The 14,772-nt window shown below is 64.3% G+C and carries 15 protein-coding genes and 1 riboswitch; of the genes, 1 reads left to right on the top strand and 14 read right to left on the bottom strand.

Features of this window, described 5'->3' with window-relative positions; translation table 11 throughout:
- Positions 1 to 10 precede the first annotated feature (10 nt).
- The 14 genes from kdpA to XANALMUS060_RS04935 all read right to left on the bottom strand — a co-directional run bounded on the left by kdpA (position 11) and on the right by XANALMUS060_RS04935 (position 12,822).
- Entirely contained in the window at positions 11 to 1,747 is a 1,737-nt protein-coding gene (gene kdpA / locus XANALMUS060_RS05000) for a potassium-transporting ATPase subunit KdpA (RefSeq protein WP_045737444.1), read from the bottom strand.
- Positions 1,748 to 1,763: 16 nt separating this feature from the next.
- A complete protein-coding gene (locus XANALMUS060_RS04995; RefSeq protein ID WP_012917303.1) occupies positions 1,764 to 1,856 on the bottom strand; it encodes a potassium-transporting ATPase subunit F in 93 nt (30 codons plus the stop codon).
- A gap of 394 nt (positions 1,857 to 2,250) precedes the next feature.
- Positions 2,251 to 3,765: an outer membrane beta-barrel protein gene (locus tag XANALMUS060_RS04990; RefSeq protein WP_045737583.1), complete on the bottom strand. Its 1,515-nt coding sequence runs from the start codon at positions 3,763 to 3,765 to the stop codon at positions 2,251 to 2,253.
- Between the two features lie 140 nt (positions 3,766 to 3,905).
- On the bottom strand, positions 3,906 to 4,328 hold the full coding sequence (locus XANALMUS060_RS04985; protein WP_045737443.1) for a hypothetical protein: 423 nt from the start codon (positions 4,326 to 4,328) through the stop codon (positions 3,906 to 3,908).
- A gap of 126 nt (positions 4,329 to 4,454) precedes the next feature.
- The gene (thiL, locus tag XANALMUS060_RS04980) at positions 4,455 to 5,429 is read right to left on the bottom strand and encodes a thiamine-phosphate kinase (protein ID WP_045737442.1); all 975 of its coding nucleotides are present in this window, start codon (positions 5,427 to 5,429) and stop codon (positions 4,455 to 4,457) included.
- A 103-nt stretch (positions 5,430 to 5,532) separates the two neighbouring features.
- Complete coding sequence (gene nusB, locus XANALMUS060_RS04975; RefSeq protein ID WP_045728567.1) at positions 5,533 to 6,000, bottom strand: transcription antitermination factor NusB; 468 nt, start codon at positions 5,998 to 6,000, stop codon at positions 5,533 to 5,535.
- Positions 5,997 to 6,464: a 6,7-dimethyl-8-ribityllumazine synthase gene (gene ribH, locus XANALMUS060_RS04970; RefSeq protein ID WP_045728568.1), complete on the bottom strand. Its 468-nt coding sequence runs from the start codon at positions 6,462 to 6,464 to the stop codon at positions 5,997 to 5,999. The genes nusB and ribH overlap by 4 nt, the downstream gene beginning before the upstream one ends.
- Before the next feature lie 102 nt (positions 6,465 to 6,566).
- Positions 6,567 to 7,700, bottom strand: a complete 1,134-nt coding sequence (gene ribB, locus XANALMUS060_RS04965; RefSeq protein WP_045737582.1) for a 3,4-dihydroxy-2-butanone-4-phosphate synthase — start codon at positions 7,698 to 7,700, stop codon at positions 6,567 to 6,569.
- 97 nt (positions 7,701 to 7,797) lie between these two features.
- A complete protein-coding gene (locus XANALMUS060_RS04960; protein ID WP_045737441.1) occupies positions 7,798 to 8,397 on the bottom strand; it encodes a riboflavin synthase in 600 nt (199 codons plus the stop codon).
- A 77-nt stretch (positions 8,398 to 8,474) separates the two neighbouring features.
- A riboswitch (FMN riboswitch) is annotated at positions 8,475 to 8,634 on the bottom strand.
- A gap of 114 nt (positions 8,635 to 8,748) precedes the next feature.
- Positions 8,749 to 9,858, bottom strand: coding sequence for a bifunctional diaminohydroxyphosphoribosylaminopyrimidine deaminase/5-amino-6-(5-phosphoribosylamino)uracil reductase RibD (gene ribD, locus XANALMUS060_RS04955; RefSeq protein WP_045737440.1), 1,110 nt, complete (start codon positions 9,856 to 9,858; stop codon positions 8,749 to 8,751).
- Positions 9,855 to 10,331 carry a GNAT family N-acetyltransferase gene (locus XANALMUS060_RS04950; RefSeq protein WP_045737439.1) on the bottom strand — a complete coding sequence of 159 codons (477 nt, stop codon included), beginning with the start codon at positions 10,329 to 10,331 and terminating at the stop codon, positions 9,855 to 9,857. The genes ribD and XANALMUS060_RS04950 overlap by 4 nt, the downstream gene beginning before the upstream one ends.
- A gap of 9 nt (positions 10,332 to 10,340) precedes the next feature.
- Positions 10,341 to 10,871 (bottom strand): transcriptional regulator NrdR, encoded by a 531-nt coding sequence (gene nrdR / locus XANALMUS060_RS04945; RefSeq protein WP_045737438.1) that lies wholly within the window; start codon positions 10,869 to 10,871, stop codon positions 10,341 to 10,343.
- A 144-nt stretch (positions 10,872 to 11,015) separates the two neighbouring features.
- Positions 11,016 to 12,269: a serine hydroxymethyltransferase gene (glyA, locus tag XANALMUS060_RS04940; RefSeq protein WP_045737437.1), complete on the bottom strand. Its 1,254-nt coding sequence runs from the start codon at positions 12,267 to 12,269 to the stop codon at positions 11,016 to 11,018.
- 118 nt (positions 12,270 to 12,387) lie between these two features.
- On the bottom strand, positions 12,388 to 12,822 hold the full coding sequence (locus XANALMUS060_RS04935) for an RcnB family protein (protein ID WP_045737436.1): 435 nt from the start codon (positions 12,820 to 12,822) through the stop codon (positions 12,388 to 12,390).
- 237 nt (positions 12,823 to 13,059) lie between these two features.
- Between XANALMUS060_RS04935 and ettA the strand changes: the two genes are divergently transcribed.
- Positions 13,060 to 14,721, top strand: coding sequence for an energy-dependent translational throttle protein EttA (ettA, locus tag XANALMUS060_RS04930; RefSeq protein ID WP_045728577.1), 1,662 nt, complete (start codon positions 13,060 to 13,062; stop codon positions 14,719 to 14,721).
- Positions 14,722 to 14,772: the final 51 nt, after the last annotated feature.

The raw sequence follows: 14,772 nt of genomic DNA, 5'->3' as shown, positions 1-14,772 counted from the left end.
CGTCGTCGTCTCAGTGCGCGGCCAGGGTCAGGTGATCGGCGATCGGTCCCAACACCAGGGCAGGCGTAAATTGCAGAACAGTCAGAACCGCGATGACCGCGATCAAGGTCAGCGCGAAAGTCGGTGTTTCCACATGCAGACTGCCGCCGGTTTCTGGCGCAGCGCGCTTGCGCGCCATCTGCGCGGCCACGATCAATGGCACGATCAGGGACGGATAACGGCCCAGGAGCAGCACGATGGTGCAGGTCAGGTTCCACCACGGAATACCGTCGCCCAGCCCTTCAAAGCCCGAACCGTTATTGGCGAACGCCGAGGTGTACTCGTAGAAGACCTGACTGATACCGTGGAAACCAGGATTGGAATTGGCGACGATCGCCGCCGGCATGACCAGGGTCAAGGCGGTGAAGCCGAGCAACACCAGCGGCTGCAGCAGGATCAAGAGCGCCAGTAAACGAACCTCGGCAGCCTCGATCTTGCGCCCGAACAACTCCGGTGTACGCCCAGTCATCAGTCCGGCCAGGAACACGCTCAGCAACAGATAGACCAGGAACTGCTGCAAACCACAGCCAATGCCGCCCCAGATGCCGTTGATCAGCATGTTGATCATCGCCACACCGCCGGTCAGCGGTGCCAGCGAATCGTGCATCGCATTGACCGAGCCATTGGATGTCTGCGTGGTCAGCGACGACCACGCCGCAGACGCATCCACGCCGAAGCGTACTTCCTTGCCCTCCATCAACGCCGCGCTGGCGGTACTGGCCGAGTGGCCCTCCGCCCACATGGAAGCGCCCGTGGATGCCAACGACATCACCAGCATGCTGCCGAACACCAATGCCGTGAACTTACGCCGCCCGGTGAACGGGCCGACCATGAACGCCACCGCCACTGGAATCAGCACGATCGCCAACGCTTCCAGCAAGTTGGAGAACGGGGTGGGATTTTCCAGCGCCATCGCGCTGTTAGGGCCATACCAGCCACCGCCATTGGTGCCGAGCTGTTTGATCGCCACCATCGCCGCGACCGGCCCGAGCGGGATCTTTTGCGTCTGCAATCCGGCGCTCGCATCGAGCGGCGTGGCAGCGGGACCGGCCGCCAACGTGGAGGGCACGCCCTGCTGGGTCAGCAACAACGTCCACAGCAGACACAGCGGCAACAGGAAACGCAGTGTCGGACGGATCACGTCGGCCCAGTAATTGCCGACATCCGCCTCGGCGTGCGGCGGTTCGGCGGTCGAGGACGCGCTCGCACTTACATTCGCCGCAGCCGCATGCCCGCGCCCACCAAACAGCCCGCGCAGCGTCGCCGCAACCAGCGCCAGGCCCATCATCGGGGTAATGAACTGCAGGCCGACCACGCCCACCGCCTGCGACAGGTACGACAACTGCGCCTGTCCGGAATAATGCTGCTGGTCGGTATTGGTCAGGAACGAGACCATGGTATGCAGGGCCACGTCCCAGCGCATGTTCGGCACCGCGTCGGGATTGAACGGCAGCCAGGCCTGGGTGACGAACAGCGCAAACACCAGCACACCCAGCACCAGATTGCTGAGCAGAAACGCAGCCGTATAGCCACGCCAGTGCATGCCACGCGCCGGATCGGTGCCCAGCAGGCGATACAGCGGGCGTTCGATCCAACCGAACAGCGCATCGCCGCACATCGGCGCGCCGCGCATCACCTTGGCCAGGTACAGACCCAAGGGCCATCCCAGCAGCACAGCGAGCGCATAGACAAACAAGGTATCGATCATGAACTTGGCACTCGGCTCAGAAATCTTCGGGACGCAGGATCACGTACAACAGGTAGCCAGCAGTGACGATCACCGCCACGCCGCAAACAAATGCAAGCCAACCGCTCATGGTGTCAACTCCGTACAGACACGCAGCCCGCGTACAAGGCAGGCCGCGAATCGCAAGAAAAACCACCGAGCGACGAACGCGCCGGGTGGAGACTGAAAGAACATGCAGAAAACATAAGCAAAGACGTCGGACGGACCTCTAGGCCCAGGTCGATATTATCGACGCCAGCGCCATAAACTCTCCGTGGCAAACCCACGCAGGCCACATAAATTCTGCGTAAAGCCAGTCCGTGCATACGTGCATCGCACGCCGGCAGACCACTCCACCCAAGCCGCCCATACACGCCATACGAGGACGTGCCATCGCGCGGCATTCGCCGCACGATGGTCTTCAACGACGGTGCGATGCCGCGGCTCGCGACGACGACGCTTCCGGCGCAGTCGTCGCAGCCTGCTTAGAAATGCAGGATCGCGTCGAGCAGTGCGGTCGTCTGATGGCTCTTGTGTCCAGCGTCGTAAGCCGGGAAATCGTAGGCTTTTTCGTAACGCAACTCGGGACGGATCTCCAGATCCGGCGACACCCAGTGGGTGAGACCGATCGTATGACTCGAATAACGCGTGGCAAAGCCGGTCCGCTGACCGACGTGGTCATTCATGAATTCATTACGAATCGACATCATGTTTTTCGAATCGAGCTGGATGTTGAAGTAGTTGACGATGGCGTCCGTCGAACTGCGTCCCAGCGGGAAATCCGGCGCCTCGCCAAGCGGATAACCCGGCCGGCCGGTCGGCGCATGCGACTGCGACGGATCGGTGGCCAGCGCCTGATTGCGCACATAGATGTGGTACGCCTCGGTAAGCGTGTGTACGCGCGGCGAGAAACGGTGGCCCCAGGTCAACACGAACTCCTGCAGATTGTTGTAGGTCTGCGAGGCGTTGTTGTAGGAGTCCACGCACGGATACAACATGTCGTTGTTGCTCTTGGAGACCCAGCGCAAGCAAGCCTGCGCGCTCAAACGACTGGTCGAATCCCAGATTGCCGAGTCATCGCCACCATGCACACCCAACTGCAACATCCACTGATCGTTGAGCTTGGTGGTGGTGAGGATACCCATTTCGGTATACGCATCGACCGTGTACAGCAGGGAGTGGGTCAGCAGGTAGTTGTTCGGCGAGAACTGCGCTTCGATGTCCGGCAACGACAAATAGCGACCGGCCATGATCAACATGCCTTGCGCCACCGAAGGAACGTACAAATCCACGTAGGCGATCATCGGATCGTTGCCGTAGATCTTGCCGTTCAACGCGCTATTGGGCTGCGGATGATGCAGCAATTGATCGCTGGTCACGCCCTTCATCGTGGTGAAGTGGTAGTCGTAGCCGAACAGATCGTCCAGGTGGAAGCCCCAGTCGAGGTGATCGGTCTGCACCGTGTCCGGCAGGCGCTGCAACCGCAGCAAGAACTGATTGAACTCACCACGATTGGGCCGCGCGTCGTAGGACAACGGATAGTTCGAGAACCTGGATGTACTGGCGTTGAGCGAAGGATTGATCCAGCCGTACAGCTCGATCCGATGATCCTGCATCCAGTGTCCGACGTGCGTGCATGCCAGCGCCTTTTCCAGCGGATACTGCGCATTCTCGTTGGGGACGCCGACCGGATAGTCCACTCCGCCAAGCTGCCATTCCGCCGACGGGAATGGGGGAGAAGAGAATGGCGACTCCATGCCACGCCGCGCCGGAGCCGGCGCATTCGGGTCGGCAGGCTGGGCGTCTTCGCGATACGCCGCCACAAAGCGCGAGAAGAAACCGTTGGAGCAGTCCGTACTCACCGGCTGCGCCGCAACAGCGCTTTCCTGCAGCATCGTTGGCATGACCACCGACAAGGGAGCGGTGACGTCGGCCGCAACCGCCTTGCCGGCGCAGAGCAGGGCCAGGGATACGAATAAGGGATGCATCTTCATGGACATCGCAACATCGGCTCGCAACGAGCCGTCCTCTTTGGTTGATAGATGGAACAAACGGGAGTAGCGCGCCACAACGACATGCCATCGTCATAGCGCGATCCTGCGCAGCCGTGAGACGCGCACGCCGAACCGGCGCGCGGCGCTTAACCTGACCGCAACAGGGCAATGGCACCGCAGGTGGACAGCAACCCATGGCATCGGCGCGTCGACTCGGCTGCAAAGGCGGCCACCATCGCAACCACCCGCACACCGAACCGTTGCGGCGGATGTACCGGATTAGGCGTGACACCCGCGCGCGGTGCGCTGCGCTGGATCCACAGCCACATCACCGTCAACGCCAAGCGCACGCATCCAGCCATCGATTCCACGCCTCCTGCAGCAGCCAGGAAAGTATAGAAATCGCCGAATATCTTCGTTGCAAAACGCAAACTGATTTGAGTAAATTTTTCGTAAATTCCATTTATTCGATCTCGCACCGGGCCGCTCCGAACCGCCATGCCGATGCGCTCGGCCAAGCCAATGGCGGTCGTGAGCGGCGCAGCGAGACGCTGCAACGGATCGCTCACCCGCACATCGCACTGGATCAGCCAAGGTCGCCACGTTGCTTGTCATGGGTCCACTGCAGCCCAGCATCGTTGACGTCGGCCAACATCCTGCTCGGCACACCACGCCCACCGGGGCCACAGGACACGCTATGCGGCGAAATGCACGTAACCGTTTCGCGGCGGCACCCAGGGCCGACCGTCCGCATCGCGCACGACGATGCCGCTGCCGGCCACGATGCGCCCAATCGGCGTCGCCGCCACTGCACAGTTCTGTAGCGCCTGGATAATCGCTGCGCGCTGCGCTGGATGAGCCGTGAAACACAGTTCGTAGTCGTCGCCACCACCCAGTTGCCAGGCATGCACCTGCGCTGCACTCGCCTGCGCAGGTGCGGCGACGACCGGCAGCGCCGCCAGGGAGAGCTCGGCCGCGACACCGCTACGCATGCACAGATGCTCCAGATCGGCCAGCAGACCATCGGAGATGTCCACGCAGGCCCGCGCCAGACCGCGCAGGCAGTGCCCGGCCTGCACGCGTGGCGTGGGCCGCAGCAAACGTTGCCGCAGGTGTTCGTGGACCGGATCGGTGGCAGGCTGCGCTACATCCAACCGCCCGGCCTGCCACAGCGCCAACGCAGCAGCGGCTTCTCCTGGCTGTCCGGTGACCCAGACATCGTCACCCGGCTGCGCGGCATCGCGACGCAATGCCAGCGTCGCTGGCACACTGCCGAGCGCGGTGACTGACAACGCCAGCGGCCCGCGCGTGGTGTCGCCTCCCACCAGCACGATGTCATGCAGCGCGGCCAGCGCGAAGAACCCATCGGCGAAGCCGTCCACCCAGGCCGGATCGGCCTGCGGCAACGACAACGACAACGTGCACCAGCGCGGCTGTGCGCCCATCGCGGCGAGGTCGGAGAGGTTCACCGCCAGTGTTTTCCAACCCAGGTCCGCCGCCGCGGTCTCGGCGGGAAAATGCACGCCGACGTTCAACGTGTCGGTGGTGACGGCCAATCGTTCGTCCGCCGGCACGCACAGCAGCGCGGCATCGTCACCGATACCCAAGGCCACGTCCGCGCGCGTACCACTGCGCGCGCGCAGCCGCTCGATCAAATCGAACTCGGCCATCGCAATGGATCACGCATCGCGCGGCGCGCCAGCAACTCGTGGTTGCCACACTGAACGTGCTGGCCGATCCCAGGCCCGCGCTGCCGGGTCACGGCGCTCATGCTCAACCGCCAGATTCGACCGCGCGCCATTCCAGCGCGGCACGGTCCAACACGCCATTGACGTAGGTGTGGCCATGTTCGGAACCGAACCGCTTGGCGGTCTCGATCGCTTCGTTGATGACCACGCGATACGGCACGTCCATCCGATACAGCAACTCGTAGGCGGCCAGACGCAGCACCGCCCGCTCGATCGCATCCACTTCCTCCACGGTACGATCCAGGTAGCCGACCAGCGCCGTGTCCAGTTCGGCGCGATGCTTGAGCACGCCCTCGACCAGATTCTCGAAATACACCAGGTCGGCAACCTCATGTGCCTGTTCGTGGGCGAACTGGGCGATCACATGCTGCGCATTGCCGCCGGAAATCTGCCAGGCGTAGATCGCCTGCAGCGCGCGTCGCCGTGCGCGCGAACGCAGCACCGGATCGACACCGTCGCGGCGGGGAGGCCTGTGCCCGGCGAACTTGCTCACGGCAGTTGCTCCAGCAAATTGACCATTTCCAGCGCACCCAGCGCCGCTTCCTCGCCCTTGTTGCCGTGACTGCCACCGGCGCGTGCTTCGGCGTCTTCGACGCGCTCCACGGCCAGCACGCCATTGAGCACCGGGATGCGGAAATCCAGCGACACCCGCAGCAGGCCCTGCGCGCAACCGTCGGCGACGTGTTCGTAGTGACGGGTGTCGCCACGAATCACGCAGCCCAGCGCAATGATTGCCGCGTGGTGACCGGCCGCCGCCAGATGCGCGGCGGCTAGCGGCAGCTCCCATGCGCCGGGCACGCGAATCACGTCCACCGCATCCTCGGCGATGCCATTGCCGGCCAGACTCGCGCGCGCGCCAGCGACCAACACGTCGGTGATGCGGGCGTTCCAGCGGCTGGCAACAATCGCGAAACGGGCCGATGCGGGAGCGCGAAGATCGCCTTCGTAGTGGGTCATGGCGGTGTCGTGTTCAGAGGGCGGGAAAGTTTAGCAGGCGGGCAGCCAGGACTCGGGACCGGCGAACGCACGGCGCACCGATCCGGCATGCCGATGCGGGTATCACGCGTTTCCTGAATCCGGACCGCGAGTCCCCAAGCCTGGCTCGACCTCCACATGCTCCACCACCTCCAGGCCGAAGCCGGCCAGGCCGATCTGCCGGCGCGGCGTGCCGAGGACGCGCAGCTTGCCCAGGCCCAAGTCGGCCAAAATCTGACTACCGGCGCCATTGCGGCGCCATTGGCCCACATCCTTGCCATGACTGGCCTCCGGTTGCGCACGCAGCCGCGCCAGCAATGCCTGACTGTCGCGCGGCGCCGACAGCACCACCATCACCCCGCGCTCGGCGGTGGCGATGGCGCGGAGCGCGTCGCTGGCGGCCACGCCGAAATCCTCGCGGCGCCAGTGCAATAGATCGGCCAGCGGGTTCTCCACCTGCACCCGCACCAGGGTCGGCGTGTCCGCGTCCAGCGGACCGCGCACCAGGGCGAAGTGCAGATCGTGGGCGATACGATCACGGTAGGTCACCAGGGTGAAATCACCGAACTCGGTGGCGATGGGACGCTCGTCGATACGCTCGACGGTGTGTTCGGTGGCCAGGCGGTAGGCGATGAGATCGGCGATGGAGCCCATTTTCAGCCCGTGCGTGTGTGCGAACGCCTCCAGTTGCGGACGCCGCGCCATGCTGCCATCGGGGTTGAGCACTTCCACCAGCACGCCGGCCGGTTCCAGCCCAGCCAGCATCGGTAGATCGCTGGCGGCCTCGGTGTGGCCGGCACGGGTCAGCACACCGCCAGGGTGGGCGATCAACGGGAAGATGTGACCCGGCTGGCTCAGGTCGTGCGGCTTGGCATCGGGCTTGACCGCAGTGCGCACGGTATGTGCGCGGTCGTAAGCGGAAATGCCGGTGGTCACCCCTTCGGCGGCCTCGATGCTGACAGTGAAATTGGTATGGAACTGCGCGGTGTTGTGCTGGACCATCGGCGCCAAGCCGAGCTGCGTGCAGCGCTCGCGGGTGAGCGATAGGCACACCAGGCCACGCGCGTGGGTGACCATGAAGTTGATGTCCGAGGGCTTGACCAGCTCGGCGGCCATGATGAGGTCGCCCTCGTTTTCGCGGTCCTCGTCGTCGACGATCACCACCATGCGGCCGGCGCGTAGTTCTTCCAGCAGCTCGGGGACAGAGGCGAAGTTCAGACTCGGGAGAGTGGAAGGGGACATGCGGCGACTCGCGTAAGACGGTGGGCACCGCAGGCATCGACGCACTACGGCGAAAAAACCGCAATGGCCGGGATCAGTCCTGGCGGCCCTGCAGCAGACGTTCGACGTAACGCGCGACCAAGTCGATCTCCAGGTTCACTGGCATGCCCAGCGTGGTCTGCGCGAACGCGGTGTGCGCCACGGTGTGCGGGATCAGTGCGACCTCGAAGCCATCGGCATCGACCGCATTGACGGTAAGGCTGACTCCGTCCACACAAATCGAGCCCTTCTTGGCGATATAGCGCAGCAGCGCCGACGGCGCGGCGAAACGCCAGCGCTGCGCGCGCGCATCGGCGTGAATCGCCAACACCCGACCGAGACCATCGACATGACCGCTGACCAGATGCCCACCGAGACGGTCGGTGGGGCGCATCGCCCGTTCCAGATTCAGCGCCGCACCTTCGGCCAGCGTGCCGAGCGTGGTCAGGGCCAGAGTTTCGGTGGAAGCGTCGGCCTGGAACGAACCAGCATCGAAGGCGATCACCGTCAGGCACACGCCGTTGACCGCGATGCTCTCGCCGCGTTGCACCTCGGCGAACGGCAGGCTGCCGGTCGCGAAGGTGAAGCGAACATCACCGCCCTGTGGCGCACGCGCGGCAAGATGACCGACGCCTTCGATGATTCCAGTGAACATATCCGTTTCTCGCAATACAGTGAGCGAAAAACGCCACAAGGCAAACAGGCGCGCGCACAGCCGCGAAGCTGCGCGTCAGCCGTCTTCTTTCATCCGGACTATACCGTCGGCTCCGGCATCGCACCGGATCTGCTGACCTTGCCATCGCCGCGCAGGCGGCCCTGGGAAGCGCTCGCGGGCTCGTGCGCGAACGCACCTACCGCCGGTGGGGAATCGCACCCCGCCCTGAAGACGTTTGTGGTCGCCGGCGAACCGGCCGACGCATTCTAACAGGCGACGCTAGGGCAACGATGGGACGCAGCGTCGCGGTTGGCGTGGCAACCTTCCGCGCCGGTCCCCTCACCTGCGCCGCTACGTCGACGCGGCATCTGCAGCAACCGGACGCAACAGCAGACGCAGGTCCTCGCCAAGCTGACGCACGTCCAGCCATTGCAATGAACGACGCTGCGCCAGGGTGTCGATCTGCAGCCCGGCCAGCAACGGGCGTGCGGCGTCACCGAGCAGCACCGGCGCCAGATACACCAGTACCTCATCGACCAGGCCGGCGCGCAGCAACGCGCCGCCCAGGGTCGCACCGGCTTCGACCTGGACCTCGTTGATCCCGCGTGCGGCCAGCAGGCGCAGCACCGCCTCCAGATCCAGGCGTCCCTCGATCAGCGCGACAGCGGCGAACTCGGCATTGGGCAGTGTCGGCGGTACCGACGCGGGCGCGTGCAGGTAGAGCGTCGGTGCGGCGCCGTCACGCACCTTGCTCCGCGCCAAACTGCGTAACTGCGCATCAAGGACCACGCGCAACGGCGGCAGCACCTCGACCGCCTCGTCCAGGCGTACAGTCAACGCGGGGTCATCGGCCAGTACGGTACCGGCACCGCTGAGAATCGCCCCGGCACGGGCGCGCCAGTGCTGCACGTCCTGCCGCGCGGCGGCCCCGGTGATCCACTTGGATTGGCCACTGGCCAGCGCGGTGCGCCCGTCCAGGCTGGCCCCCAACTTGACCCGCAGCCATGGCCGACCGCGCTCCACCCGCGACAGAAAACCGCGATTGAGCGCGCGCGCCTGCTGCTCCATCAATCCCGATTGCACCGCGATCCCCGCCTCACGCAATAACGCGAAACCGCCGCCGTTGACCTGCGGGAACGGATCGGCCATCGCCGCCACTACCCGCGCCACGCCGGCTTCGATCAAGGCCAGCGCGCATGGCGGAGTGCGGCCGTAGTGCGCGCACGGCTCCAGGGTGACGTAAGCGGTGGCGCCACGGGCGCACGCGCCGGACTCACGCAACGCGAACACCTCCGCGTGCGGACCACCGGCGCACTGATGGAAGCCCTCGCCGACCTGTTCGCCATCGCGCACGATCACGCAGCCGACCATCGGGTTCGGCCGCGTGGTGTAAGCGCCACGCTCGGCCAAGCGCAGGGCTTGCGCCATCCAGCGATGATCGTCGGCGGAGAAGTCGCTCATGCGGCAAGCCCACCGGTATCGATGCGCATCACCACAACCTGTAACAGGCCAAGTGGTAGATCCGCGTGGCGCTGCCAACCCAGGCGCTGGTAGAACGCCACCAGCGGCGGTTCGCAATACAGGTGCAGCCACTGCACCGACAACCGCGCCGCCGCCTGCACGCCATGCGCAAGCAACGCGGCACCGACACCGCTACCACGCGCGTGAGGGCGCACGTACAAACTCGCCAACCACGGCGAAAACGGGCGAACACATGACGCCTCGTTCTGCAGCAGGCTGACCGAACCCAGCCATGCCTGACCATCGAGGGCAATCCAACTGGTCGGGATGCGAGTATCGCAGCGATGGCTGCGCAGATCGGCTTCGGTTTCGGCCAGGCGACAGTCGCCCAGCAGCGTACCGAATGCCTGTTCGTGCTCCTGCGCCAGGGCCGGAATATGCTGGGCCGCATCGGCCAGACAGACGATGCGCATGCGCCTTCATCAGCGCCTGCCGGACTTATCGCCCGCCTTGCCAGTGCGCACGAAGTCCAATAGCGGCAATTGTTCGCTGCCCACTGGCAGTTCGCGCTCAAGCTTCTCGATCTCCTCGCGAAAATCGGCCACGTCCTGGAAGCTGCGGTAGACCGAAGCAAAACGCACATAGCCGACATGATCGAGCTTGCGCAGTTCCCCCATCACGTACTCGCCGACCCGAATCGACTGAAGTTCACGCTCGCCGGACATGCGCACCTGATGCATCACCGCGCGCACCGCCGCTTCGATCTGCTCCTCACCCACCGGTCGCTTCTGCAGCGCGCGATCGAAACTGGTGCGCAACTTGCGCGCGTCGAACGCCTCGCGACTACCATCGCTCTTGACCACGGTCGGCAACTTGAGTTCGACCGTTTCCAGCGTACTGAAACGCTCGCCGCACGCCTCGCATTCGCGACGCCGACGGATCGTGGCGCCATCCTCGGACACGCGCGAATCGATCACCCGGGTATCGCTGTGCTGGCAGAACGGACAGTGCATCAGCGCAGCCAGATCCCGGGACCGGCGACGGGATTCCCGGAAAAAGGCGAACCACACGCATCACACAGCCGCAAGGCCAAGCGCGCGAATCCAGGGGCCGGCGCTTTCGCGGGACCCGGGTTCCGGGCCCCAGATCCCGGCTTCTTAGCCATACACCGGGTATTTCCTGCACTGCGCGGTCACCGCCTCGCGCACGCGGGCCAGTACCGTCTCGTCGGTCGGAGCGTCGAGCACGTCGGCGATCCAGTTCGCCAGGTCGATGCTGTCCTGCTCCAGGTAACCGCGGGTGGTGATCGCCGGGGTACCCAGACGCAGGCCCGAGGTCACGAACGGCGAGCGCGGATCGTTCGGCACCGCGTTCTTGTTGACGGTGATGTGGGCTTTGCCCAGCGCGGCCTCCGCGTCCTTGCCGGACACGTCCCTGCCGATCATGTCCACCAGCATCAGATGGTTCTCGGTACCGCCGGAGACGATCTTGTAGCCGCGCGCGATCAGCGTCTTGGCCATCGCCTGGGCGTTCTTCACCACCTGTTGCTGATAGGTCTTGAACTCCGGCTCCAGCGCTTCCTTGAACGCCACCGCCTTGGCCGCGATCACATGCATCAGCGGGCCACCCTGGATGCCGGGAAACACGATGGACTGCAGTTTCTTGGCCAGTTCCTCGCTCGCGCCCTGGGCCACGATGATGCCGCCACGCGGACCGCGCAAGGTCTTGTGGGTGGTGGAAGTGACCACGTGCGCATGCGGTAGCGGGTTCGGATAGACACCGGCGGCGACCAAACCGGCCACATGCGCCATGTCCACCAGGAAGTAGGCACCGACCTTATCGGCGATGGCGCGGAAACGCGCCCAGTCGATGGCCTGCGAGTAGGCGGAAAAGCCGCCGATCACCATTTTCGGCTTGTGTTCCAGGGCCAGCCGCTCGACTTCGTCGTAGTCGATCAACCCCTGGTCGTTGACGCCGTACTGCACCGCGTTGAACAGCTTGCCGGAGGCGTTGACCTTGGCACCATGGGTCAGGTGGCCGCCGTGCGCCAGCGACATGCCCAGGATGGTATCGCCAGGCTGCAACAGCGCCAGGAACACCGCCTGATTGGCCTGTGAACCGCTGTGCGGCTGCACGTTGGCGTAATCGGCGCCGAACAGTTGCTTGACCCGCTCGATCGCCAACTGCTCGGCGACATCGACGAACTCGCAACCACCGTAATAGCGCTTGCCCGGATAGCCTTCAGCGTACTTGTTGGTGAGTTGGCTGCCCTGTGCTTCCATCACCAGTGGGCTGCAGTAGTTTTCGCTGGCGATCAATTCAACATGGTCTTCCTGGCGGCCGGCTTCGGCGGCAATGGCCCGAGCCAGTTCGGGATCGTAGGTTTCGATACGGGCGTCGCGCGGGAACATCGGGTCTCCGGAAGGATCGACAAAAGGCAGAGCGCTAGTTTAAGCCGCGCACGGCCCCAAGCGCGAACCGAGATGGCGGCGGCCTTCACGACCGCCGCCACACTCCCGGAACGATTGCTCAACGGCCATTGATGACCAAGTCGGCGATGACACCCGTGGCGATCGCGACCAACAGCAGGTCACCACGATCATCGCGGACCCAGCGATAGCCATAGGGCGGACGATTGACCCGGTAACGGTCGTAGTCGTAGACCACGTAGTTGGGACCGTAGTAGCGCTGGCCGCGCGTCCAGTACACCGGCCGTGGGCGGTAGTAGACAACGTCCGGGCGCTCACGATAGCCGTCGCGGTAGCCGCGCTCGTAGGCGCGGCGCGCCTGGTGCCGCTCATGTTCACGTTCGCGCCAATAGGAGTCGCGGTCGACGTCGTGCCAACCGCGACCGTCCCAATCGCGATACGGACCATAGGTCTCCCAGGCAAACGCCGGGGGCGCCATACAACCCAGCGCCAACGCTGAGGAAAGGACAAGGGTGGCAACGCGTTTGAGGTTCATGGCGACTCCATCACGTGATGTGGCGAGTGCATTAACACCGCACACGTCTGAACCGCCTCCTGCTGCAACCGATTACGTATTCATCTTGCTGGAACGAGCTAAGCCGACATTCATTCGAGCGCCACAACCACAGCGCCGCCGCAGCCGAATCGGCCTTGCCGTTATACTGTTCGCCATCCCTTTTCTGCCGCTGTCCGGCCACCCCGGTCGGGCATCGGCATGCGCTACGGAGTCCCCATGTCGCAATACATCTACACCATGAACCGGGTCAGCAAGATCGTGCCGCCGAAGCGGCAGATCATCAAGGACATCTCGTTGTCGTTCTTCCCCGGCGCCAAGATCGGTCTGCTTGGCCTCAACGGCGCCGGCAAATCGACTGTGCTGAAGATCATGGCCGGCGTGGATACCGATTTCGAGGGCGAGGCACGGCCACAACCCGGCACCAAGGTCGGCTACCTGGCGCAGGAGCCGGAGCTGGATCCCAACAAGACCGTGCGCGAGTCGGTCGAGGAAGGCGTGGGCGAGGTGCTGCAAGCACAGGCCGCACTGGAAGCCGTATACGCCGCCTATGCCGAAGAAGGCGCCGATTTCGATGCCCTGGCCAAGGAGCAGGAGCGCCTGGAGGCGATCCTGGCCGCAGGCGATGCGCACACGCTGGAAAATCAGCTCGACATCGCCGCCGACGCGCTGCGCCTGCCGCCGTGGGAAGCCAAGATCGCCAATCTTTCCGGCGGCGAAAAGCGCCGCGTGGCGCTGTGCCGGCTGCTGCTGCAAAAACCGGACATGCTGCTGCTCGACGAACCCACCAACCACCTCGACGCCGAGTCGGTGGAATGGCTGGAGCAATTCCTGGCGCGCTACGCCGGCACCGTGGTGGCCGTCACCCACGACCGCTACTTCCTCGACAACGCGGCCGAGTGGATTCTGGAACTGGACCGTGGCCGCGGCATTCCGTGGAAGGGCAACTACACCGAATGGCTGATGCAGAAGGACGAGCGCCTCAAGCAGGAAGACAACCAGGAAAAGGCCCGGCAGAAGGCGATCCAGAAGGAACTGGAATGGTCGCGGCAGAACGCCAAGGGCGGTCGCACCAAGGGCAAAGCGCGCTTGGCCCGCCTGGAAGAGCTGCAATCGGTCGATTATCAAAAGCGCAACGAGACCAACGAACTGTTCATCCCACCGGGCGAGCGCCTGGGCAACGCGGTGATGGAGTTCAAGAACGTCTCGAAGAAATTCGGCGACCGCCTGCTGATCGACAACCTGTCGATGATCATCCCGCCCGGCGCCATCGTCGGCATCATCGGCCCCAACGGCGCGGGTAAATCCACGCTGTTCAAGATGATCACCGGCCAGGAAAAACCCGACGCAGGACAGATCGTGGTCGGCCCGACCGTGCAACTGTCCTACGTCGACCAGAGCCGCGACACGCTGCAAGGCAACCACAACGTGTTCCAGGAAATTTCCGGCGGCCTGGACATCCTCAACATCAATGGCGTGGAAATCCAGTCGCGCGCCTACATCGGCCGCTTCAACTTCAAGGGCCAGGATCAACAAAAACTGGTCGGTTCGCTCTCCGGCGGCGAGCGCGGCCGCCTGCACATGGCCAAGACTTTATTGCAGGGCGGCAACGTGCTGTTGCTCGACGAACCCTCCAACGATCTGGACATTGAAACCCTGCGCGCACTGGAAGACGCACTGCTGGAGTTCCCGGGCAACACCTTCGTGATTTCGCACGACCGCTGGTTCTTGGATCGCATCGCCACGCACATCCTCGCCTTCGAAGGCGATTCGCACGTGGAGTTCTTCCAGGGCAACTACCGCGAATACGAAGAAGACAAGAAGCGCCGTCTCGGCGACGATGCCGGTCCCAAGCGGCTGCGCTTCAAGGCGCTGAAGTAACAGTCGCCAATAAACGACTGCGTCGCCGCCGAGCGGGCGCGTTGCGATTGG

The organism is Xanthomonas sp. MUS 060, from assembly GCF_000963215.1.
Classification (GTDB): domain Bacteria; phylum Pseudomonadota; class Gammaproteobacteria; order Xanthomonadales; family Xanthomonadaceae; genus Xanthomonas_A.
Note: the sequence above shows the minus strand (reverse complement) of the source record. Positions and strands in the feature narration are given on the sequence as shown.